Annotated in this window: 25 protein-coding genes; 12 read left to right on the top strand and 13 right to left on the bottom strand. The window is 61.7% G+C overall.

Going from position 1 to position 22,072, the window contains the following annotated elements:
- The first annotated feature begins 6 nt into the window (after positions 1-6).
- Genes mltG through gmk form a run of 3 tightly spaced genes read left to right on the top strand, consistent with a single transcriptional unit; the run spans position 7 to position 2,571 of the window.
- The gene (gene mltG / locus P0D52_RS07645; RefSeq protein ID WP_394692076.1) at positions 7-1,038 is read left to right on the top strand and encodes an endolytic transglycosylase MltG; all 1,032 of its coding nucleotides are present in this window, start codon (positions 7-9) and stop codon (positions 1,036-1,038) included.
- Entirely contained in the window at positions 1,038-1,919 is an 882-nt protein-coding gene (locus P0D52_RS07640; RefSeq protein ID WP_394692075.1) for a YicC/YloC family endoribonuclease, read from the top strand. Before mltG ends, P0D52_RS07640 begins: the two co-directional genes overlap by 1 nt.
- Complete coding sequence (gene gmk, locus P0D52_RS07635) at positions 1,909-2,571, top strand: guanylate kinase (RefSeq protein WP_394692074.1); 663 nt, start codon at positions 1,909-1,911, stop codon at positions 2,569-2,571. Before P0D52_RS07640 ends, gmk begins: the two co-directional genes overlap by 11 nt.
- Positions 2,572-2,672: 101 nt before the next feature.
- On the opposite strand, the gene rsmA is transcribed toward gmk, so the two are convergent.
- From rsmA to P0D52_RS07605, 6 genes are all read right to left on the bottom strand, one after another.
- A complete protein-coding gene (gene rsmA, locus P0D52_RS07630) occupies positions 2,673-3,521 on the bottom strand; it encodes a 16S rRNA (adenine(1518)-N(6)/adenine(1519)-N(6))-dimethyltransferase RsmA (RefSeq protein ID WP_394692073.1) in 849 nt (282 codons plus the stop codon).
- Entirely contained in the window at positions 3,518-4,501 is a 984-nt protein-coding gene (gene pdxA, locus P0D52_RS07625) for a 4-hydroxythreonine-4-phosphate dehydrogenase PdxA (RefSeq protein ID WP_394692072.1), read from the bottom strand. The genes rsmA and pdxA overlap by 4 nt, the downstream gene beginning before the upstream one ends.
- Positions 4,501-5,775, bottom strand: coding sequence for a peptidylprolyl isomerase (locus P0D52_RS07620; RefSeq protein ID WP_394692071.1), 1,275 nt, complete (start codon positions 5,773-5,775; stop codon positions 4,501-4,503). The genes pdxA and P0D52_RS07620 overlap by 1 nt, the downstream gene beginning before the upstream one ends.
- Positions 5,776-5,815: 40 nt before the next feature.
- Complete coding sequence (locus P0D52_RS07615) at positions 5,816-8,026, bottom strand: LPS-assembly protein LptD (protein WP_394692070.1); 2,211 nt, start codon at positions 8,024-8,026, stop codon at positions 5,816-5,818.
- A gap of 73 nt (positions 8,027-8,099) precedes the next feature.
- A complete protein-coding gene (locus P0D52_RS07610; protein ID WP_394692069.1) occupies positions 8,100-9,203 on the bottom strand; it encodes an LptF/LptG family permease in 1,104 nt (367 codons plus the stop codon).
- Positions 9,200-10,321 (bottom strand): LptF/LptG family permease, encoded by a 1,122-nt coding sequence (locus P0D52_RS07605; protein ID WP_394692068.1) that lies wholly within the window; start codon positions 10,319-10,321, stop codon positions 9,200-9,202. Before P0D52_RS07605 ends, P0D52_RS07610 begins: the two co-directional genes overlap by 4 nt.
- Before the next feature lie 119 nt (positions 10,322-10,440).
- On the opposite strand from P0D52_RS07605, the gene P0D52_RS07600 reads away from it, so the two are divergent.
- The 5 genes from P0D52_RS07600 (at position 10,441) to P0D52_RS07580 (ending at position 13,652) form a co-directional block, all read left to right on the top strand.
- Positions 10,441-11,913 carry a leucyl aminopeptidase gene (locus P0D52_RS07600; RefSeq protein ID WP_394692067.1) on the top strand — a complete coding sequence of 491 codons (1,473 nt, stop codon included), beginning with the start codon at positions 10,441-10,443 and terminating at the stop codon, positions 11,911-11,913.
- A 4-nt stretch (positions 11,914-11,917) separates the two neighbouring features.
- Positions 11,918-12,370 carry a DNA polymerase III subunit chi gene (locus tag P0D52_RS07595; protein ID WP_394692066.1) on the top strand — a complete coding sequence of 151 codons (453 nt, stop codon included), beginning with the start codon at positions 11,918-11,920 and terminating at the stop codon, positions 12,368-12,370.
- Between the two features lie 72 nt (positions 12,371-12,442).
- Positions 12,443-12,967: a hypothetical protein gene (locus P0D52_RS07590; protein ID WP_394692065.1), complete on the top strand. Its 525-nt coding sequence runs from the start codon at positions 12,443-12,445 to the stop codon at positions 12,965-12,967.
- Positions 12,967-13,254 (top strand): I78 family peptidase inhibitor, encoded by a 288-nt coding sequence (locus P0D52_RS07585; RefSeq protein WP_394692064.1) that lies wholly within the window; start codon positions 12,967-12,969, stop codon positions 13,252-13,254. Before P0D52_RS07590 ends, P0D52_RS07585 begins: the two co-directional genes overlap by 1 nt.
- Before the next feature lie 74 nt (positions 13,255-13,328).
- The gene (locus P0D52_RS07580; protein ID WP_394692063.1) at positions 13,329-13,652 is read left to right on the top strand and encodes a hypothetical protein; all 324 of its coding nucleotides are present in this window, start codon (positions 13,329-13,331) and stop codon (positions 13,650-13,652) included.
- Between the two features lie 42 nt (positions 13,653-13,694).
- Here P0D52_RS07580 and P0D52_RS07575 read toward each other — a convergent pair whose 3' ends face one another.
- From P0D52_RS07575 to P0D52_RS07565, 3 genes are all read right to left on the bottom strand, one after another.
- A complete protein-coding gene (locus P0D52_RS07575) occupies positions 13,695-14,162 on the bottom strand; it encodes a hypothetical protein (protein WP_394692062.1) in 468 nt (155 codons plus the stop codon).
- A 39-nt stretch (positions 14,163-14,201) separates the two neighbouring features.
- Positions 14,202-14,660: a hypothetical protein gene (locus tag P0D52_RS07570; RefSeq protein WP_394692061.1), complete on the bottom strand. Its 459-nt coding sequence runs from the start codon at positions 14,658-14,660 to the stop codon at positions 14,202-14,204.
- 160 nt (positions 14,661-14,820) lie between these two features.
- A complete protein-coding gene (locus P0D52_RS07565; protein ID WP_394692060.1) occupies positions 14,821-16,701 on the bottom strand; it encodes an ABC-F family ATP-binding cassette domain-containing protein in 1,881 nt (626 codons plus the stop codon).
- 98 nt (positions 16,702-16,799) lie between these two features.
- Between P0D52_RS07565 and ndk the strand changes: the two genes are divergently transcribed.
- The gene (ndk, locus tag P0D52_RS07560) at positions 16,800-17,222 is read left to right on the top strand and encodes a nucleoside-diphosphate kinase (RefSeq protein ID WP_394692059.1); all 423 of its coding nucleotides are present in this window, start codon (positions 16,800-16,802) and stop codon (positions 17,220-17,222) included.
- A gap of 58 nt (positions 17,223-17,280) precedes the next feature.
- Here the strand turns inward: ndk and P0D52_RS07555 are convergent, their stop codons facing one another.
- Both P0D52_RS07555 and arfB read right to left on the bottom strand, forming a co-directional pair.
- The gene (locus P0D52_RS07555) at positions 17,281-17,661 is read right to left on the bottom strand and encodes an endonuclease domain-containing protein (RefSeq protein ID WP_394692058.1); all 381 of its coding nucleotides are present in this window, start codon (positions 17,659-17,661) and stop codon (positions 17,281-17,283) included.
- An 84-nt stretch (positions 17,662-17,745) separates the two neighbouring features.
- Positions 17,746-18,165 (bottom strand): alternative ribosome rescue aminoacyl-tRNA hydrolase ArfB, encoded by a 420-nt coding sequence (gene arfB, locus P0D52_RS07550; protein WP_394692057.1) that lies wholly within the window; start codon positions 18,163-18,165, stop codon positions 17,746-17,748.
- An 81-nt stretch (positions 18,166-18,246) separates the two neighbouring features.
- Between arfB and P0D52_RS07545 the strand changes: the two genes are divergently transcribed.
- Complete coding sequence (locus P0D52_RS07545; protein WP_394692056.1) at positions 18,247-18,543, top strand: YkvA family protein; 297 nt, start codon at positions 18,247-18,249, stop codon at positions 18,541-18,543.
- Positions 18,544-18,556: 13 nt separating this feature from the next.
- Here the strand turns inward: P0D52_RS07545 and purN are convergent, their stop codons facing one another.
- Positions 18,557-19,084, bottom strand: coding sequence for a phosphoribosylglycinamide formyltransferase (gene purN, locus P0D52_RS07540; RefSeq protein ID WP_394694777.1), 528 nt, complete (start codon positions 19,082-19,084; stop codon positions 18,557-18,559).
- A 41-nt stretch (positions 19,085-19,125) separates the two neighbouring features.
- Positions 19,126-20,154 (bottom strand): phosphoribosylformylglycinamidine cyclo-ligase, encoded by a 1,029-nt coding sequence (purM, locus tag P0D52_RS07535; RefSeq protein ID WP_394692055.1) that lies wholly within the window; start codon positions 20,152-20,154, stop codon positions 19,126-19,128.
- 132 nt (positions 20,155-20,286) lie between these two features.
- Here purM and P0D52_RS07530 point away from each other — a divergent pair, with 132 nt between their 5' ends.
- Entirely contained in the window at positions 20,287-21,360 is a 1,074-nt protein-coding gene (locus P0D52_RS07530; protein WP_394692054.1) for a DUF2066 domain-containing protein, read from the top strand.
- A gap of 13 nt (positions 21,361-21,373) precedes the next feature.
- A complete protein-coding gene (locus P0D52_RS07525; RefSeq protein WP_394692053.1) occupies positions 21,374-22,051 on the top strand; it encodes a hypothetical protein in 678 nt (225 codons plus the stop codon).
- Positions 22,052-22,072 lie beyond the last annotated feature (21 nt).

Genomic DNA, 22,072 nt, shown 5'->3' with positions numbered 1-22,072 from the left:
GCGGCGATGAGCGAGCAAAAACCGAAAAAGAAGACCTCCGGCCTGTTGGGCAAAATCCTGTTATGGCTGCTGGTGCTGATTATTGGCGGCGCGCTCGCGCTTGCAGGGAGTGCCTGGTTCGGCTGGCAATGGCTTCAGAGTGAAGTGGCCGATAGCGGTCCGGCTGAGACCGAAACCGTTCTGACCCTGCCGCGCGGCGCCGGTCTGATCGCCATCGCGAACCAGCTGGAGCGCGAAGGGGTCATTGAAGATGCCCGGATTTTCCGTATCTGGGTGACGATTGATGGCGGCGACCGCGATCTGCAGGCTGGCGAATACGCCATTCCGGCCCGCTCCAGCATGCTCGACATCTATGACCAGCTGCGCGCGGGCGAGACCCTGTCCTATCCGGTGACCGTGCCGGAGGGCCGCACCAGCGCGATGATCGTTCGGATACTCGAAGACTCCGATGTGCTCACCGGCGCAATTGCGGAGACACCGCCTGAAGGCTCGCTTCTGCCGGAAACCTATTTCGTGCAGCGCGGCACCTCCCGTCAGGATGTGCTGGATCGCATGCGCGCGGACCAGCAGGCCCTGCTGGACCAGCTCTGGGCCGGGCGCGCAGAGGACTTGCCTTTCGATACGATCGAAGAGGCGATCATTCTCGCTTCCATCGTTGAAAAGGAGACCGGCGTCGCGTCAGAGCGCCCGCTGGTGGCCTCCGTCTTCGTCAACCGCCTGCGCCGTGGCATGCGTCTGGAGAGCGACCCGACCATTATTTACGGCATTACCGGCGGTGAACCGCTGGGCCGGGGGATCCGCCGATCCGAACTGGATAATGCGAACAATCCCTACAACACCTACTTTGTCGATGGCCTGCCGCCGACGCCGATTGCCAATCCGGGACGCGATGCCATTGCCGCCGTCCTCAATCCGCCCGAATCCGATTATCTCTTCTTTGTGGCGGACGGCACGGGCGGGCACGCCTTTGCCGCCACCTATCGCGAACACCAGCGGAATGTGGCGAACTGGCGCCGCATCGAAAGGGAGCGTCGCTGATGGCCCGGCTTTCCGGAATGACAGGCTTTGCCCGTGCCAGCGGGCAGCTGGCGCAATGGACGTTTACCTGGGAATTGAAGAGCGTGAATGGCAAGGGGCTGGAGGTGCGCTTTCGCACGCCGCCCGGATATGACGCGCTGGAACAGGCCGCCCGTGAGCGCGCCAAGGCGACTTTTTCCCGCGGAAATATTCAAGCCAGCCTGACCCTGTCGCGCGATCAGTCAGATGGCGCGATTGCCATCGACACGGCGCGCCTTGAGGGCCTGATTGCAGCGAGCCGCGACTATGTCGCCCGTGGCGAGGTCAGCGCGCCGAGCTTTGACGGCTTGCTGGCCATCAAGGGTGTGCTCCGGTCCGAAGAAGACGCCAGCGACGATGATGCCGAGGCGCTGCATGGCGCCATTCTGGTCTGCTTCGATGAGGCGCTCGCAGCGCTGCATGCAGTACGCCGGGAGGAGGGTGCGGCCTTGTCCGGCATTCTGACCACCGTGCTGGACGAAATCGTCGCCTTCCGTGAACAGGCCGCGAATCTGGCCGCAACCCGGCCTGATATGATCCGCGACAAGTTCCGCGCCAAGCTGCAGGACTTTCTCGACGGCGACATTCCCGAGGACCGCTTGGCGCAGGAAGCCGCCTTGCTGGCCGTCAAAGCGGATATTCGCGAGGAACTCGACCGCCTGACTGCTCATATTGACAGCGCGCGCGACTTGCTGGCGCAAGGCTCGCCTGTGGGCCGCAAGCTGGATTTCCTGTCTCAGGAGTTCAATCGCGAGGTCAACACGCTATGCTCCAAGTCCGGCGATTCGGAGCTGACCCGTATCGGGTTGGCGCTGAAGGCGGCCGTGGATCAGTTCCGGGAGCAGATACAGAATGTCGAATAGCCGACCGTCCGCGCCGCGATTCCGTGGCGGCCGTCGTGGCATGATGCTGGTTTTGTCCAGCCCGTCCGGTGCCGGCAAAACGACGCTCTCCAAACGTCTCATCATGCATCATCCCGACGTGGTTCTGTCGGTCTCGTCAACGACGCGCGCCCCCCGTCCGGGGGAGGTGGATGGCGAAGACTATTTCTTCACCGACCATGCCGCCTTTGAAAAACAGATCGCCGAGGATGGCTTTTTCGAGCACGCCAGGGTCTTCGATCATTACTACGGCACGCCGAAAAAGGCGGTCGAGGAGGCCCTGTCCGATGGCCGGGACGTCGTCTTCGATATCGACTGGCAAGGGGCCCAGCAGCTGGCGAAAAAAGCGCCGCGCGATGTTGTGCGGGTCTTTATCCTGCCGCCTTCCCTGAAGCTTCTGGAAGACCGTCTGCGCAAGCGGGCGCAGGATTCAGAAGCCACCATCAATGGCCGGATGGAACGCGCCGAGGCGGAAATCTCCCATTGGGAGGAATACGACTATGTCATCGTCAATGAGGATTTTTCCGGCGCACTGGAAGAGCTCGAAATGATCCTGCGCGCAGAACGCCTGCGCCGGACGCGCCGCCCGTGGCTGCGCGGTTTCGTCAAGGAATTGATGAAGGAGCGGCGCTGAACCTTGCGTGCTTCGAGGCTGACCTGCGGTCAGCACCTCACCCTGAGGTGCGAGCCCGGAATTTGTCCGGGAGAGCCTCGAAGGGCGAGGTACAACCATCCTTACCCCTTCGCGGCCCGCCACGCGCGCGCCAGGTCGAAAAATCCCTCCGGCGGAATCGTCTCCGCCCGCGCGCCGGGATCAATTCCGGCTGCCGTCAGCAGGGTTTCCGATGAGGTGTTGGCCTTTCCTGCGGCTACACCCAGACTCTTGCGCAACGTCTTGCGCCGTTGACCAAAGGCGCTTTCCGTCACCGCCTCCAGCGCAGTCAGATCCGTAAAGCGTTGATCCTCCGGGAGAGGTTCGACAACGATCACGGCACTTTCCACTTTCGGTGGCGGCGTAAAGGCCCGCGCCGGGGCCTTAAGCACGATGCGCGCTGACGCCATTGCGGCGGTCAGAATGGCCAGGCGTCCATAGGATTTGGCCCCGACCGGCGCGACGATGCGTTCGGCAACTTCCTTCTGGAACATCAGGACGAGACGCCGCCAGAAAACCGGATCGGCCTTCAGCCATTTGATGAAAAGCGGTGTGCCGACATTATAGGGCAGGTTGGAGGCAATAATGGCCGGGCCATCGCCAATGATAGTGGCCTCATCCACTTTCAGCGCATCGCCCTCGATGATCTCGAACGGCGTGTCGTAATACTCACCCGTGGCCTCCAGCGCGGGAATGAAGCGCCGGTCCATCTCGATCGCCACCATGCGTTTCGGTCCCAGCTCCAGCAAGGGCCGGGTCAGCCCGCCGGGGCCGGGGCCGACCTCGATCAGCGTGGCATCGGAAACATCCTCGCACAGGCTGGCAATCTTGCTGGTCAGATTGAGGTCGAGCAGGAAATGCTGGCCAAAGGATTTGTCCGCGCGCAATCCGTATTCCGCGATCATCTCGCGCAGAGGCGGGGGCGTGGTCATGCGGCGCGCCGGGCGGCCATGTCGGCGGCCAGCTGGATCGCGGCAATCAGGCTATCGGCCCGGGCAATGCCCTTGCCGGCAATGTCAAAGCCGGTGCCATGATCGGGCGAGGTCCGTATCACCGGCAGGCCGAGCGTGACATTCACCCCGCCCCAGAAATCCAGCGCCTTGAACGGGATCAGTCCCTGATCATGATAGAGGCAGATGGCGGCATCATATTTGGCGCGGGCCTCTTCATGGAACATCGCATCGGGCGGCAGTGGGCCGACGATATCAATGCCGTCCGCGCGCAGCGCATCGGCGGCCGGTGTGATGATGGTGATTTCCTCGCGGCCGAGCGATCCGCCTTCACCGGCATGCGGGTTCAGCCCCGCCAGCGCCAGCCGGGGCGATGTGATGCCGAAGTCCTGTTGCAGCGTATAGGCGGCGACGCGGGCGGTCTGGATGATCGCTTCCGCATTCAGCCCGGATATCGCTTCTTTCAGCGAGGTATGGATACTGACGAGCGCAACCCGCAAATGCTTTCCGGCCAGCATCATCACCGGCCCGCGCGGGCCGGACTGTTTGAGGTTCTGCGTCAGCATGGCCACAAACTCGGTATGGCCGGGATGCTTGAATCCCGCCGCATAAAGCACGGATTTCGAAATGGGATTGGTCACAAGGCCGGACGCCAGCCCACTGGCCGACAACTCGACCGCCATTTCAATGGACGACAGGATGGCCGCGGCGTGCGCGCTGTCAGCCTTGCCGGCAATGGCGGGTTTCTGAAGCAGGGCGGGCAGAACGGGCAGGGCCGTGGAGAAGAAATCGGCGGCTTGCGCCGGGGTCTGGATGACTTTGACCGGGCCGTCATAGAGCGCGGGATCACCGATCACGAAAAAGGCCGGCCCGCTATCCTTCAGCGCGGTCCAGGCCGCAATTGTGATTTCCGGTCCGACGCCAGCCGGATCGCCCATCGTCAGCGCCAGTGGCGCCGTCATTAGCGGATTTCGATCGTGGAATCGCGGCGCAGATCGCGCAGCCAGCGGCGCGCCAGCATGGAGAGTTGCTGGTTACGCAGCTGACGTTCGATATCGTCACGGCTGGGAACGCCAGGACCGCCAATGGAGCGGTCACAGACAAAATAGACCTGCCGGCCGGCAGCCGATTCCAGCACGCCGGTATTCTCGCCGACCGCCAGCCCAGACAGCGGATCGGCGACCTGCGGCAACAGGGCATCGAGCGAGATCTGTCCGAGACGCGACGAGAAGGCGCCTTCGACATTTTCAATCGCGGAATCAATCTGGTCGCAATTGGAAATCCGTGAAACCGCGCGCTGAAGCGCGGCAACCGAGTCATCGGTGACGCGGCTGGTCGGCAAGGTGACCTGAACCAGATCATACATGATCGACGTCGTGCCTTCGCGCTGATCAATGAGCGCAATGATCATCAGGCCGCCGGGAACCCGGAAAGGCCGGGATAGCTGGCCCGGCTGCAAGGCTTGCGCGACCTGTGCGACTTCCGGGCGCATCTGACCGGTCAGCATCCAGCCGATCTCGCCGCCATTGGCCGCTGAGGGTGCATCGGAAAATTGCTGGGCGACGGACTGAAACGGCGCGCCCTGGCTGAGCTGCGTCATCACGGCGACGGCGCGCTGCTGGGCTTCGGATTCGTCCGATGATACCGGGATTTCCAGGAAAATCTCGGCCAGCCGGTATTGCGGCTCGGACGCGGATTCGGCGACCCGCTCCAGAGTGGCCTCGATCTGCTGGGTCGAAATCCGGATGCGGTTGGAATAGCGGCCACCCACCAGAATCTGCCAGGCGATTTCCGCTTCCAGCTGACGGCGGAGCGTGGAAACGGCAATGCCGCTTTGCGCCAGATCGCGTTCGATCTGCGACGGGTCTGTATCGTTCTGGACGGCGATATTCTGGATGGCGGCATCGACTTCAGCCGGATCGACCGCGACTTCATACTCGCCAGCCGCTTGTAATTGCAGGGTTTCATCGACCAGTGACCGGATCGCCTGATCCTGGATCCGGGCCAGCGCTTCCGGCGTGGGCTGAACGCCGGCCGAGGCAATGATCAGGCGCATGCGGTTGCGCACATCCACCGTCGTGATGGGATAATCATTCACCAGAGCGGCGATGCCTTCAACTTGCTGGGCGTGAGCGCAGGCGCTGCCAAATGCGGAGAGCGCCAGGGCAAGTGAGGCGGTTAGAATTCGTTTCATCATCAAGGCCGATTGTTTCTGGTCCGGTTCGAAAATACTCATACGCGCGCGCGGCGCAACGATGCCACGCTGCTCATGGCAGTTATTCGGAGCCAATACCACCAAGCGTGAACAGCGTAACGCGGAATTGGATCGATTCCGATGGTCCCAGCGTGCCGATATTCAGGTTCTCGCGCTGATAGACGACTTCGAAGTCTGTACAGAAATCACGATAGCGGAAGCCGATCTCCTGACGCCGGTTGACGCCCTGATCCATGTCGCGCTGCAGATTGTAGACAAAGCTCCAGTCATCCGTCAGCCGGGTCTGGGAGACGAGCTGGATTTCCTCGCTCGTGCCGAAGCGGTTGAGAGAGTCATCAAAGCTGAAATAGCGGATCTGTCCGGATACCCGGTCGCCATAATAGGACGCCACCAGATCAATCCGGTTCAGCGTGCCATCATTCGCATCGACGCGCGTGCGGGCCATGATGCCAAAGGAACCCAGATCAATCTCACCGGCGACGATGATGTCGGACTCATCCTCGAACAGGCCGCTATTGGCGGCAAAGACAGGATCGCCGTCGATCCGGCGGCTCTGGCCGATAAAGCCGCGCAACTGGTTGCCATCGCCCCAGAAAGTGGTGGAACGCAGGCCATAGGTCAGCCGCGTGCCGCTTTCCCAGAGATCATATCCGGCTGCGCGGTTGTGATCGAAGAGCAGGGTTTCATCGAGCTCGGCAGTCTGGCTGTCCTCATTGATGATGCGCGCCGACTCGCTGTCATCGGACGCAACGAGGGCCTGCACCATGGGCTCCAGAATCGTATCCGTTGAACCGCTGCTATTGATCAGCGGCCAGCTCAGCTCGGCGCCGGCATAGCCCAGAAACCGGCCAAAGGAATCCTCGGTCACGGTATTGCCCGGCAGAACGCCCGGAACGTCCGAGAAGCTGTAATAATCCGCGCGGGCCGCGGCGAAAGGTTCAAACACCAGTCCGCCGGGCGAAATGAATTGCGCCTGCCAGTCTGCCGAGGCCGAGGCCCGTTGATAATCGACCCCGTCATTTCGTGTCAGGACGGCAGTGGACGCAATCGTGCGCAGACGGCCGAAATTCTCGCCCGTCGCGGTCGTCAGGCGTAATTCACCCAGGGGCGCCATGACCGGGAGCCGGTCATCGATTTCAAACTCCCGCAGGCTCTGGACGCCCGAGGCAATGATCTCGGCATAATAGGTGTCCGTCCGCCCGCTGACATAAAGCTGGTTCATCAAACGCCGCGGGGCCGGTTGGATAATCCCCGGATATTCCTCGTAGTTTTCGGAAATGTCATAGGTGCGCAGATGGAAGTCGTCCGAGGCCAGCTGAACGCCAAAACCCCAGATCCAGTTTTCGTTGATGTCGAATTGTCCGCCGCCAAAGACATGCCAGCGATGCTCGGCATCATTCAGCTTGTTGCCATCGCTATCGAGGTCACGCTCATTCGTATAGCTGGTTTCAAACTCCAGATCGCCGGACCAGAAGCGGCGGCGATATTGCAGTTCCAGAAGCGGGTTGGCATTGGCCATGACGCGCGGCGTCACGGTCAGATCCTGATGCGGCGAGATCACCCAGTAATAGGGCTGGCCGTAGAACGCCCCGAGACGTGAGGACAGGCCGAAATCGGGAAACAGGAAACCTGACCGGCGTTCCGAAGACGGGTCGGCATGGGCGAAAGTCGGGGCATAGGCCACCGGCACGCCCAGCACTTCCAGTCGCACATCGCGGTAATAGATCATCTCCGCATCGGTATCCTGTACCGCGCGCGCTGCGCGCAGACGCCAGGTCGGCGCATCGCCGCCGTCTTCAAAGCGGCAGGCGGTGTAATAGGCGTTGGTCAGCTCCAGCGAGCCATTGGCGCGGCGCACGGCGAAGGCGGCTGCGGCGCGGCCATTATTCTCCAGCAAGGTCGAAAATCCGACGGCCAGGCCTTCGCCCAGCGCATCATCCAGCTCGATTTCATCGGCATATTGCGGTGGTGCGTTGTCGGAGAAAATGGCGACATTGCCGCGCGCGATCACGCGGTTGGACTCCGGGCGGTATTCCAGCTCATCGGCTTCCACAGTGCGGCCGTTCTGGCGGGCCACCACATTGCCGCGCGCGATATAGCTGCCCGCATCCCGGTTCTCGATCAGCGTGTCGGCTTCGATATAGACGGGCTGATCGCCGGTCGCGGACAGAAGTCCGCCATCATTGTCCTGCGTCACCGTGCAAATGGCGGCGTCAGCTATGCCGGGAATGAGAGCGCTGGCACAAACCGCAGCGAGAAGCAGGGACCGCATACAAGACTCCTTCGGGGTGGGCCGGTGTCCAACCCGCATAAACACTTATGCCGCGCGCGTCCACGCCGCGTTGCTAACCATCTTCTGTCGAGGCGATATAGGCAAGGGCCAGCAGCGTGGTGATCAGGGGCGCGGCCCAGGCCGCCGTCAGCGGGGGAAGGGTGCCATTCTCGCCCAGCGTATGCAGGACTTCCTGCACGAAATAGACGAGGAAACCGGCTGCTCCGCCTGTCAGGGCAAAGGCCGCCGCACCACCCAGCCGGTAGAGCCGCAGCGTCGCCGCCGCCGCAATCAGGCTTGCCGCGATCAGGGTCAGCGGCAGGGTCAGAAGGCCCTGCCATCGCAGGACAAAGCGCTCGGCCGCGAGGCCAGAGGCTTCCGCCGAGGAAATAAGCCCCGGCAAATCCCAGAAGGACACGCCGCGCGGCGACCGGATACGTTCAAACAGGGACTGACGGTCGATACTCGTGGGCAGGGAGACTGCCCCGATCTCGACCGGCACAGCGCCCGGTGTCCGCTCGACCGCGTCTTCCAGTGTCCAGAACCCGGCGGTCAGCTGCGCCGCGGTGGCGGAGATGCGCCGATCCAGCACCGGTCGGCCGCTCTCGCTGGTCGTGTAGAAGTGAAAAACCGGCGCTTCCAGCTCGCGGGCATTTTCTTCCAGCTGCCGGGCATTGATGACGATGAAACCGTCATTGGTTGTCTCCCGCAGCCAGACGGGTTGCGCCTGCGGTGTGGCGGCTTGCACCTGCGTCAGCATATCCCGGCGCGCTTCATACTGCGCATTCAGGGCAGAGCCGATGGGATTGAGCAGGGTCGCAGCGAGGACGCCGAACACAAAGGCGATGATGACGGCCGGCGAAACAATGCGCCATGCAGAATAGCCCGACGCCCGCATGACAATCAGCTCGCTGCGCCGGTTGAGCCGGAAGAGCGCAAACAGAACGCCGAACAGGAAAATGAAGGGCAGGGTTTCTTCAACCAGCAAGGGCGCGCGCATCAGCGTCAGGATCAGAAGATCAAAGGCCGAGACATCGACCCGTGTGCCGACCGCGCGCGATTGCTCCACGAAGTCGACCAGGAGAATGATCGTCGTCACGACGCTGGCGGCGACAAAAATCCCGAACAGGATCTGGACCGCCAGATAGCGGGCGAGGCGGGAGCGGAGCGGATTCATGCGGTCGCTCCAACGGGCTCGGCGGGCGGGCGCGGCTGTCCGCGCCGGCGCCAGATCAGCACCATGGCGCCGATCATCACCAGAATGGGTATGGCGTACTGGACGTAGTTATAGACCGGATCATCCGTTGCCGCTGATTGCGCCGCGAAACCGGCCAGCCGCACAGTCAGCGCAATCGCAACCGCGATGATCACCTTGCGGGAATTGCCCAGCCGCGAATGGGTTCCGGCCATGAAGGCGGCGGCGGCGATCAGGGCAAGCGCGATATTATAAAGCGGCGCCGACAGGCGATAATGCGCTTCTGCGAGCAGGCGTTCCGTGCCCCGGGCGCGAGAGAGTGCGGACGAATCCGGATAGAAGAGCTCGTGCAGGAAGAGGTCGGATTCCTTGAAGAAGAAAATCAGCTGCGGATCGACGAAATCGCCCAGATCGAACTCATACCGGTCGAAGGTCAGAAAACTCAGCTCTCCGAGCTCATCGACCTGCTGCACATTGCCGTCAATGAGCACCATGGACGGGCGTTCTTCCCCCCGCACGATAACGCCTTCACGCGCCGCATAGGTCGAGACTTCGTCCGGATCGCGGGCATCATGGATGAAGATATCAGCCATCCGGCCATTGCCGTCGGATTCGCGCGCATAAAGCGTCACGCCGGCGGCCAGATTGGCAAACTCGCCCGGGCGGACCAGACTGGCCGCCACATCCGTGCGCAGCTCGTAAACGCTGCGCCGCATTTCCTGATAGGCGAGGGGCTGGACGAAAAGATTGACGCCCAGATTGAGCATCGCCGCCAATACCGCCAGCCGCACCACCGGCGACAGCACGCCCCAGCGAGACAGGCCCGCAGCCGAGGCCACCGTGGCTTCGGAATCCGAATAGAGCCGCGACAGCCCCGCCAGCACGGCGATAAAGAGCGCAAACGGCGAGAGCAGGGCGACGAGTTGCGGCAGGGCCAGCAAGGTCACCTTGATGAAAGTGAAGGCGGTTTCGCGATAATTCGAAATGAATTCAATGTTCGAGAGACTTTGAGTCAGCAGGGCCAGCGCCGCAAACGCAGACGCGGCGGTAACAAAGGGCATCAGTAATTGCCGGAACATGTAGCGCTGAACGAGAATCATCGGGCCTGCAGACTCATGCGGTTGTGGCCTTCTATATCACCCTGCGATCGGATACCACTTCAGCGACACAGCTTCGCACACCCATTCGGGGTGTGGCGATCCACAACAGAGGGTGAGGCATGAAAATCAAGTTTGCAGACGCTCCCGCCAAGGGTTCGATTGCGGTTCCGGCTTTTGAGAAGGCAGTCCTGTCCGATACGGCCAAGACCGTTGATACCGCCACCGCAGGCGCGCTGACCCGCGCCATCAAATCCTCCCGCTTCAAGGGCGGGGCCGGTGAAGCGCTGGTGATCAATGCGCCGTCCGGCATCGAAGCCGACCGCATCGTGGTGTTTGGCGTTGGCAGCAAGAAAACCGACGGCAATGCGCTGGAACAGGCCGGAGCCGGTCTGGTCAAGGCGCTTCTGACCACGGGTGAAAAAGAGCTTCACGTCCATCTGGAAGGCATTGCCGATGCCGAAGGCGCCTCGCGCTTCGCGCTGGGTGGCATGCTGGCGGCCTACCGCTTCGACAAATTCCGCACCAAGCTGGCGGAAGACAAGAAGCCGTCGCTGAAATCGGTGACGATCTCTGCCGATGACCAGAAAGCGGCCAAGGCCGCCTGGAAAGACTGGTCGGCGGTGGCCGAAGGCGTCTATCTCGCGCGCGATCTCGTCAACGAGCCGTCCAACTTCCTGCGCCCGCCGGATTATGCCCAGCGCATCGAGAAGCTCGCCGATATCGGTCTCGAGATCGAAATCCTTGGCGAAAAGGAAATGACCAAGCTGGGCATGCACTCCCTGCTGGGTGTCGGTCAGGGCTCGGTGGCCGAGAGCAAGATCGCCATCATGAAATGGAATGGCGGCAAGAAGGGCGACAAGCAGCTTTGCTTCGTCGGCAAGGGCGTGACCTTCGATACCGGCGGTATCTCGCTCAAGCCGGGCGCCGGCATGGACGAGATGAAGGGCGATATGGGCGGCTCGGCGGCTGTTGTCGGTCTGATGACCACACTCGCCAACCGCAAGGCCAAGGTGAATGCGGTCGGCCTCGTCGGTCTGGTGGAAAACATGCCCGATGGCGACGCACAGCGCCCGGGCGATGTGGTCACCTCCATGTCCGGCCAGACCATCGAGATCCACAACACCGACGCCGAGGGCCGCCTCGTTCTGGCCGATGTGCTCTGGTATGCGCAGAAAACCTATGATCCGGAATTCATCATTGATCTGGCGACCCTAACCGGGGCGATCCTGATCGCGCTGGGCCATGAGCATGCGGGCATCTTCTCCAACTCCGACAAGCTGTCTGACCAATTGTCCAAGGCCGGTCTGGCCTCGGACGAGAAAGTATGGCGTCTGCCGATCGGTCCGGAATATGACCGCCAGATCGACACCCCGAATGCGGACATGAAAAACGTGGGCGAGGGCCGTCTGGCGGGCTCGATCACCGCGGCGCAATTCCTTCAGCGCTTCGTCAATGAAAAGCCCTGGGTCCATATCGACATTGCCGGTTCCGGCATGTGGTCGGGCGCCAAGGATGCCCGCCTGCCGACCTTCGGCACGGGCTATGGCGTGCGCCTTCTGGACCGCTTCGTGCGGGACAATTACGAGGGCTAGGTAAATGGCCGGCGAGCTGTGGTTCTATCACCTGGAGCGAACCACGCTCGCCGATGCCTTGCCGGAATTGCTTGAAAAGACGCTTGAAAAAGGCTGGCGCGCGCTCGTGCGCACAGGCCACGCCGATCACATAAAGGCGCTGGAATCGACGCTCTGGACGGCGAAGGAGGATAGCTTCCTCGCCCATGGCCGTTTCGACGAGCCGGACCCGGACCGCCAGCCCATCCTGCTTTCGCTTACCGAAGACAATCTGAACAAGGCGCAAATCCTGTTCGCGCTGGATGGTGTGGATGTTGAAAATCCTGACGGGTTCGAGCGTGTCTGCGTGATGTTCGACGCCAGCGACGAGCAGGCAATTGCCGCCTCCCGCGCGCTCTGGAAACAGGCCAAGGCCGACGGCCGCTCTATCGCCTACTGGCAGCAATCCATTGAAGGCCGCTGGGAGAAAAAGGCCTAGGCTTTCTCGCCAAATTGTAAGTTGTAACGATCGCCTGCTTCCGGCAAGCCTTGAGCAGGACCGGGGGCGAAGATGAAACATTTCATTCCAATATTGGCATTGCTGGTCGTCGCCTGCGGGCCCGGCGCGCCGCGCGAAGGCTCCATCGAGTATTTCGCCGAGGAAACGCGTGCGGCGATACTGGCTCGCGACATGGATTTCTTCCGCGCCCACGGTGTCAGCGAGTGGCATTTCGAAGACGACGGCTTTGCCGCACCGGTCGAGGCCTGGCTCTACAGCGATACCTGGCTGGCTGAGCGGGAAGGCGATGATCGCTATCAGTCTGTTGCGGCCATCCTGTCGCGCGAAGAAGGCGGTATTGAATACATTCTCAGTCATCGCGATTTCAACGAGGAGGGCGTACGTACGGCCCTCATTGTGTTCTACACAACGGGCGAGTTCTGGGATCACCATCCCGTCAATGACTACATGCGGGAATGGGCGGCGGTAGAAGTCGTGCAGCTCGATGGCGAATGGGTGTATATTGATCCCTTCTTCGCCTCGCTCCGCGGCCATTGGCTGCGCAGCGATTACGATCAGCCGCTAGGGTCTCCATAATGAAAAAATATCTCGCTCTTGTTCCGATCCTCGCACTCGCCGCTTGTGCAACGCCACAGCCTGCCGATCCGGTGATTGACCGCCCGGTGCTGGGCGAGGGCGGCTGTGATGCCGAAATGCTGGGCTATCTGGTGGGGCAGGATATCAACGAGATCGACGTCGCCACCCTGCCGCAACCGCGCCGCATCATCCCGCCGGGCACGGCCGTCACGATGGATTATCGCGCCGACCGCACGAATATCGAACTCGATGAGGATGACCGCGTCGTGCGCGTCTATTGCGGGTAACCGAATCAGACATTGCGGAACCGGGCCCCTACGCGAGCGTTAATCTTTTTGAAGACGCTCAAAGGAGACGTGCCATGGTCAAGCTCAACATCCCCGCCATTATGGGTTCTACCGCCATTTTCCTGGCCGGATTTGGGCTTGTCGCATCTCCCGGCATGACGCGCGATGACCTGTTTATGGCCGATCTGGATGGAAACCCCGTTCAGCCGGTGACGTGCCCGTCCGAAACGTTCAGCGTGCTTGCCGGACAGCAAGTCACCGAGGTCGACCTCGCGACCCTGCCGCGTCCGTTCGAGGTGCATGGCGAGGAACGGCCGCCGCTGGCGACCGAAACACCGAACCGCCTGCTCATCGCATATGATGCCAATGGGGTCGTCACTGAGGTGAGCTGCGGGTAGGGGCTGCGTGCCGGCGAAGCCATGACGGCTTCTCTTGTCAGCTCAGGCTCCGAGTTCCCGCAACAGGGATTCGTAGAGCGATTTGCGATCGGTGTCGCTATCTGCGCGCTTGCGGAGTTCGGAGACAAGCAGAGCGCGCCAGGCCTTCGTCCGTTTGCCCATCAGGAAGCCCATAAAAACAAACATCAATGACAAGAACGACAAGCCGATAATGACGAGCGTCCATTGGCCCAGTTCGGTTTGCGCCTGCTCGTTATATCTCAGCGCTATCTCGGATGTGTTACCGAGCTTGATCATGAACAGAACGATGACGCCAATCGTGACGGCCAGCAGAATTTTCCACATCAGGCTGTAGGATTTGGCGTTCTTGCCATAGGCGTGGATGAACTTGGTGGCGTCCTCGAGATTTTCGCCTTCCAACGTGGCATTGCCCTTGGAGACGTTTGTGAAAGTCTTGAAAAAATGCGCATTGCGCCGGGATTTGCTCATCGGTTGGGTGCCGGAAGCCATAACTCGCTCCTTTCCGTTAAGTCCGAAGAAAGTTGGAGATCAATCGAGATTGGTCAGGGGTTTTGAAATAACCAGAACCTGGTCGTCGCTCATGCGCCGCAGCCTGAAGTCACCCCTGTCTACCGAGTCACCGGTCTCGATGACGCCGCGAAAATCGCTTTCACTGAAACCGAACCGGTTGAGCATGTTCAGTGTGTCAGCGTCCTCGAGAAAAGAGTGCCGCAAGTAAAGATTGGCCACACCCTGTGTGTCTTCATCGGCGGCCATCAAGACATACCCGATTTCGGGTAGCCCGCCAGAACCGACAGGTTCTTCGCCATATGAGCCGCAGACGAAGACAGTCGGTTCTCTCTCCTCGCATGTCCCATCAAAATGCATTTCGATGGCCGCTTGCATGGTGTCCGAGTCAACCGGGTCCACGAAGGCTCCGCCACCGCCACCACCGCACGCAGCAAGCCCCAGGAGGGCAGAAAAAGGCACAAAGGATTTAATGTTCATTTCACCATCCAGGATTGGAAAACACACCAGATTCTGCCTGTATTATCGTTCCATATTTTTGATGAATCAAACAGATAGTTTGGGGGAATTCAGTCTGTTGGTGAACGTCCCGGATCATCGGGCGGAGGAAAGCACGGTTTGAACCGGAGCGTGGCGGCGGCTACTCCGCCTCCGCGGCTTCCAGCTTTTCCATCGCGTCGAGCCAGTTCGTTTCGGCGGCGTCAATCAACTCGACGGCGCGTGCGCGCTTGACCTGCAACTCGGTCGCGGTCTTGGGGTCTTTTTCATAAAGCCCGGGGGCAGCGAGGCCTTTATCGATGGTCTCCAGAATGCCGCGCAGACGCTCGGTTTCCTTCTCCCATTTGCGCGCTTCCAGCTTCAGGGGCTTGATCGCATCGCGCTGGCTGGCCTTGTCGCGGCGGCGTTCGGATTTCTCGTCCGTGGCGGTGCGCGTCCGCGTGCCACGGCTCTCCTTGGGCGCCTTGCCGGTGACCAGAAGGCGATAATCCTCCATATCGCCCTCATAGGGCTCGATTCCGCCATCGGCACACAGCCAGAGCCGGTCCACACAGCTTTCCACCAGATGCCGGTCGTGCGCGATCAGGATGACCGCGCCCTCATAGGTGTTGATGGCATCAATCAGGGCGGCCCGGGCATCCATATCGAGGTGGTTGGTGGGTTCATCGAGGATGAGCAGGTGCGGCCCGTCAAACACGATCAGATTGAGCAGCAGGCGCGCTTTCTCGCCGCCGGATAATTGCTGCGCCTTGGTTTCCTGCAGATGGATGGGCAGGCCGAACCGCGCCAGTCGCGCCCGGCGCTGGGCCTCGGTGGCATCGGGCATCCGGTCCAGCACATGGTCATAGGCGGATTTTTCCGGCGGCAGGACATCCATCTGGTGCTGGGCAAAGAAGGCGGTCTGGATTTTCTTGTGACGGCGGAAATGGCCCTGCATCGGATCCAGCCGCCCCGCCAGCATTTTGGCAAAGGTCGATTTGCCCGAGCCATTGCGGCCGAGGAGGGCAATCCGGTCATCCGGATCTATACGCAGATTGAGCCCGCGCAGGATGGGCTTGCCCGGCTCATAGCCGAGATCCAGCCCCTCAATCCGCATCAGGGGCGGGGCCATCTGCTTTTGCGGCGCTGGAAATTCAAATGGCGAAACCGGATCATCCACTATGGTGGCCACCGGCTGCATCTTTTCCAGGCGTTTCACCCGGCTTTGCGCCTGTTTCGCCTTGCTGGCCTTGGCCTTGAAGCGATCGACGAAGCTTTGCAGATGCCGGCGCTCATCATCCTGCTTGGCCTTCAGCTTCATCTGCAGGCGCTGGTTCTCCGCCAGTTGCCGCTCGAAGACGTCATATCCGCCTTCATAAATGCCGATCTTCTTCACCCGCAAATGCGCGATCTTGTCCATCGCGTTCAGCAAATCGCGGTCGTGCGAGATCACCAGCGCCGCGCCGGGGAAGGTCTTGAGATAACTTTCCAGCCAGACCGCGCCTTCCAGATCGAGATAGTTTGTCGGTTCATCCAGCAGCAACAGGTCGGGCTGGGCGAACAGGGTCGCCGCCATCGCCACGCGCATGCGCCAGCCGCCGGAAAATTCCGAACAGGGGCGCAATTGCTCGGCCGCGGTAAAGCCCAGCCCGGACAGGATAATGCCGGCGCGGGCCTCGGCCGAATGCGCCTCGATATCGGCCAGCCGCGTCTGGATGTCGGCGATGCGGGTGGGGTCGGTGGCGGTGTCCGCCTCGGCCAGCAGGCTGGCGCGCTCGGTATCGGCGGCGAGTACCACTTCCATCAGGCTTTCCGGCCCGCCGGGCACTTCCTGATCCACCGTGCCCACGCGCGCGCCCTTGCGGATGCGGACATCGCCGCTTTCAGCCGCAAACGTGCCCTTGATCACGCGGAACAGGGTCGACTTGCCCGAACCATTGCGGCCCACCAGCCCCATGCGGCAGCGCGGCGGCAGATGAAACGTCGCCTGATCAATCAGCAGGCGGCCTTCCATCCGGCAGGTGAGGTTGTTGACGTGTAACATGGCGATGCTGCCGCTAGCACGGCTTCACAAGGAGCGAAAGCGCCTCTATAAGCCCGCGCGACTCGTCAAACCTCCCCGAACGCTACGGAGTTTCTCAAATGACCACGCAACGCACATTCTCGATCATCAAGCCCGATGCCACCGCCCGCAATCTGACCGGCAAGATCAACGCCGTCATCGAAGGTGCCGGCCTGCGCATCATCGCGCAAAAGCGGATACACATGACCAAGGAGCAGGCTGAAGGCTTCTACGGCGTTCACAAGGAGCGTCCCTTCTTCAACGACCTCGTCAGCTTCATGATCTCCGGCCCGGTGGTCGTGCAGGTTCTGGAAGGTGAAGACGCCATCGCGAAATATCGCGAAGTCATGGGCGCCACCAACCCGGAAAATGCCGACGAAGGCACGATCCGCAAGATGTTCGCCGAATCCATCGAAGCCAATTCTGTGCACGGTTCCGATGCGCCGGAAACGGCCGCGGAAGAGATCAAATTCTTCTTCTCCGACGACGAGATTGTCGGCTAGTGACGAACGTGCACCCTCTGGGTTCCCTCTCCCTTGAGGGAGAGGGGGAGGATGGCTTTCATTCCTGAAAGCCATCCTCAGGGTGAGGGGGCTGCTGGACGTGCTTCAGCGCCCGCAAGGCGTCCGCCACCCGGTCGTAGACGCCATCCATCGATTCTTGCACGTCGGCATTCCAGAAGCGGATAACCGTCCACCCCGCCGCTTCCAGCTTGCGTGTCCGCGCGTCATCCTCGGCATTCTCGAAATGCTGTGCGCCATCGATCTCGATAATCAGTTTCACCTCGTAGCATGCGAAGTCGGCGATAAATCCTTCGATGGGTTGTTGCCGTCGGAATTTGAACCCCAGCGGCCGCTCGCGCAGCATATTCCATACCTTGCGTTCTGCATGGGTTGCTTCGCGACGTAGTCGTCGGGCGAGCGGTGTTAGACGTTCAGGCACAGGCGAAGGTTATCACAAAGACCCCTCACCCTAACCCTCTCCCTGAAGGGAGAGGGAAATAGTGCGGGGCTTTTGTTTGCGGAATTATTCGTCCCGCGCGGGCTTCTTCCGCAGCGCCTTTTTCTGCCCTTGCCTGGCCTTGGTCTCCTTGACCTTCCGGATCGAGGACAGGGAGGGACGCGACGCCTTCCGCGGCTTGGGCCGGTGTGAGGCCTTGATGATCAGCTCCGCCAGTTTCTGACGGGCTTCCGCGCGGTTGCGCTCCTGCGAGCGGGATCCATCGGCCTCGATCACCAGAACGCCCTCCTTGGTCAGACGGCGTCCAGCGACCCGCTTCAGGCGAAATTTGATCTCGGCAGACAGGCTGGGCGAATTGGCGGCATCAAAGCGCAGCTGCACGGCCGAGGACGTCTTGTTGACATGCTGACCGCCCGGACCGGAGGCGCGCACAAATCGCTCCTCCAGCTCGCTCTCATCGATGAATATGGCGTCGGTGATCTGCATGACGTCTCTGCCGGTTTTCCTATTTCTGCCTCAATTGGGCCTACCCTGTGCCGGGCAAAAGCGATCCGCAAGGAGCCTGTCATGGATCATGCCCGTCATTTCAGTGCCGGTAAATTCACCTCCAAGCTGGAGCATATCAGCGGTGTGGGGCAATTGGTCGACCAGGCCAGCGCGCTCTACGGCCTGCTGCGGGATCCCGAAACCCCGCGCTGGGCGAAAGCAACCTGCCTCAGCGCACTCGGCTATCTCATCCTGCCGACCGATGCTGTGTCCGATTTCATTCCCGTGGCGGGCTATATTGATGATGCCGGCATGATCAGCGCGGCCATCGCGGCGCTGGGCAGTCAGTGGCAGAAAAAGCAGGCGTCGGCGGAATAGGCTGACGCTTTCGCTACGCTTGCGCGACAAGTCTCCGCAAGCACTCCGGATAAAGCGTGTGCTCGGCGTCGCGCACCAGGGCTTCCAGCATTTCCGCCGTATCGCCGGGCCGGATGGGCACGCGCGCCTGACCGATAATCTCGCCCGCATCCATTTCCGGCACCACATAATGCACCGTGCAACCCGCCTCGGCATCACCGGCATCGAGCGCGCGCTGATGCGTTTTCAGGCCGGGATATTTCGGCAGAAGCGAGGGGTGGATATTGGTCAGCTTGCCCGCCCATTTCTCCACAAAGCCGGGGGTCAGCAATCGCATGAATCCCGCAAGGCAGATGAAATCGGGGCGGGCCGCTTCTAGCGCGGCATCCAGCGCTGCATCAAACGCCGCGCGGGCCTCGTATTGCGTATGATCGATGACGGCATGCGGCAGGCCCTCGGCGCGGGCATAGTCCAGCCCCGCCGCATCCGGCTGGTTGGAGAGGATCAGCACAGGTTTTGCCGGAAAATCCGGTGAGGCCATCGCCTCGCACAGTGCGCGCATATTGCTGCCGCGCCCGGAAATCAGGATGGCAACGCGCTGAGTCACTTGGCGACGAGTTGCCCGCAAATGAAGGCGTCTTCGCCCGCATCATTCAATGCCACTGTGATCGCTTCGGCATCATCAGCCGCCACGGCCAGCAGCATGCCGATGCCGCCATTGAAGGCCCGGCGCATTTCGCTTTCCTCGATGCCGCCCGTCTCGGCCAGCCAGTCAAAGACGGCCGGGCGTTTCCATGTCGTATAGTCCAGCTCGAAGTCCAGATGATCCGGCAACATGCGCGGCGGATTCTCGATCAGCCCGCCGCCGGTGATATGGGCGAGACCTTTGACGAGGCCTTCCTTGATCAGCGGCACGACGGATTTGATGTAGAGCCGGGTCGGCGTCAGCAGGGCTTCGCCCACTGACTGACCAGGCGCAAACGGCGCATCATCCGTCCATGACAGTCCGGACATCTCCACCACTTTGCGGATCAGCGAATAGCCATTGGAATGCGGACCCGAGGCGGCCAGCCCGATGAGGACATCCCCGGCCTGCATCTCGTCGAGCCGTGGCAACAGGGAGCCGCGTTCGGCGGCGCCCACCACGAATCCCGCCAGATCGAAGTCATCGCCCGAATACATGCCCGGCATTTCCGCCGTCTCGCCGCCAATCAGCGCGCAGCCGGACTGGCGGCAGCCCTCGGCAATGCCCGCGACGATGGCTTCGCCGCGCGCCGGGTCGAGCTTGCCGGTCGCGAAATAATCAAGGAAAAACAAGGGCTCTGCGCCCTGCGCCAGAACGTCATTGGCGCACATGGCGACGAGATCTATGCCGATCGTGTCAAACCGCCCGGTTTCAATCGCGATGCGCAATTTTGTGCCCACCCCGTCCGTGCCGGAAACCAGGATCGGATCCTCATAGCCTGCTGCTTTCAGATCGAATGCGCCGCCAAATCCGCCCAGAGCGACCTCTGCGCCCGGACGGGCCGTCGACTTGGCGTGCGGCTTGATCCGGTCGACCAGCGCGTCCCCGGCATCAATGTCCACTCCGGCGTCGGCATAGGTCAGGCTGTTGCGGCGTTCATCAGTCATGGCAGGCGCTTTCCTGAGTCGTTTGCGGGGCACTTCTCCCCAAAAGGCAGTTTGCGCGCAAGACACGGGCTTCACCGCGCGCGTAAGGCGGGTATAACGGGGGATATATCCGAATGCGAAGAGGAACGCGCCATGATGCGTCAGATTTTTGCAGCCATTGCCGCGCTAACCGTCTGGACCGGCCTTGCCGCTGCGGACTCACCCTACACCGTTGTGGGCGTCCCGATTGATGCCACGGCGTCAAATGCGCTGGAAGCCCAGACACTTGCCATGCAGAACGGGCAGGTGGCCGCTGTCCGGGCGCTGGTGGAACGCCTGACCCTGCCGGAAGATCGCGCGCTGATACCCGAGATCACCAATGACGAGGCCGCCATGATGATTGGCGGGCTTCAGGTCCGTAATGAACAGCGCAGTGCCACGCGCTATCTGGGCGAATTGACCGTCACTTTTGATCCGCGCGCCGTTCGCAGCTGGCTGAACGGGCTGGGCGTTCCGTTCGTTGAGGCCCAGGCGCGCGAAATTCTGGTGCTGCCCGTCCTGCAAACCGCCAATGGCTATTGGCTGTGGAATTCCACGAACACCGAGACCGGCGAGGTCAACGAGAATCCCTGGCTGATGGAATGGCGCACCGGCGGATATCAGCATGCGCTTTCACCCGTCAGCGCGCCGTCTGGCGATGCGGGCCGGATGCTGATTGATGGCGCGGGGGCGGCGCAAATGAATGAAGATCAGCTGCGGTCTGTTGCACAAGCCTATGGCGTGTCGCGGGTCGCGGTGATGATCGCCAACCGCTCCGAGGGCGGTATTCGCGTCGACGGACGTCTGTTTTCCTTTGATGGCGGCGGTGAGGTCACCAGCCTGTCCATCCCGACCATGGCGGTTCAGACCTACCGGACCGCCGCGCGCCGCTTTGTCGGTGCCCTGGAATCCGACTGGAAGGCGGAAGCCATCGTGCGCGGCGGAATGGCAGAAACCCTCTCCGTGACCGTGCTCTACAATTCGCTTGCCGAGTGGCGGCGCCTGCAAAATGCGCTGACCGGCGCATCGCTGATCAGTTCGGCCCAGCTGGATGCCATCGCCCCGACCGGTGCCATGATGACGCTGCAATACCGTGGCGCGATGAGCCAGCTGCAACGCGAGCTCGATGCCCGCGGCGCGCGTCTGATGGAAGATGCCGAGCTCGGCCTTGTGGTGCGCTCGCGCTAGAAAGTGACTCCCCATGGGTGAACAGCTTGCGCTCGGCCTGCCGCCGCGTGAGGACTACAGCGCGGAGAGCTTCGTCGATGGCGAAGCCAATGCGTCTGCCCGCTGGGCGCTGGCGGGATGGCGCGCATGGCCGGGGCATGTGCTCGTGCTCTATGGACCTCCCGGCACCGGCAAGACGCATCTGACGCATATGTGGGCGCGCGAAAGCGGTGGTCTGGTATTGGGCGGCTCGGAGCTTGAAGCCGCGCTGGAAGGCATGCCGGACGGAAAACCCGTCGCCGTTGAAGATGCCGACCGCTTTGCCGATCGCGCGGCGCTATTTCATCTGATGAACCGGGCGCAGCACGAAACCATTCCTGCACTGCTCCTGACCGCACGTGAGGCCCCGGTGCGCTGGCAGACGGATATTCCCGACCTGCAATCGCGGCTGAAAGCGGTCTCGACCGCGGAATTGCAGGAGCCCGATGATGCCTTGCTGGCGCGATTGTTGAAGAAGCTCTTCAAGGACCGGCAATCACCGCTCGTGGACGGTCTGATAGACTATCTGCTGCCGCGCATGGAGCGTTCGGTTGAAGGCGCGCGCCGCCTGGTGGACGCGCTGGACCGCGAAGCTCTGGCGCGCCGCACCACGATCAATCGCAGCGTCGCGCGTCGCGTGCTGGACGAACTGGACGCGATTGGAGAGGATTGATGCACGGAATTCCGGGCAAGT

This window comes from Hyphobacterium sp. (assembly GCF_043584775.1).
GTDB lineage: Bacteria > Pseudomonadota > Alphaproteobacteria > Caulobacterales > Maricaulaceae > Hyphobacterium.
Note: the sequence above shows the minus strand (reverse complement) of the source record. Positions and strands in the feature narration are given on the sequence as shown.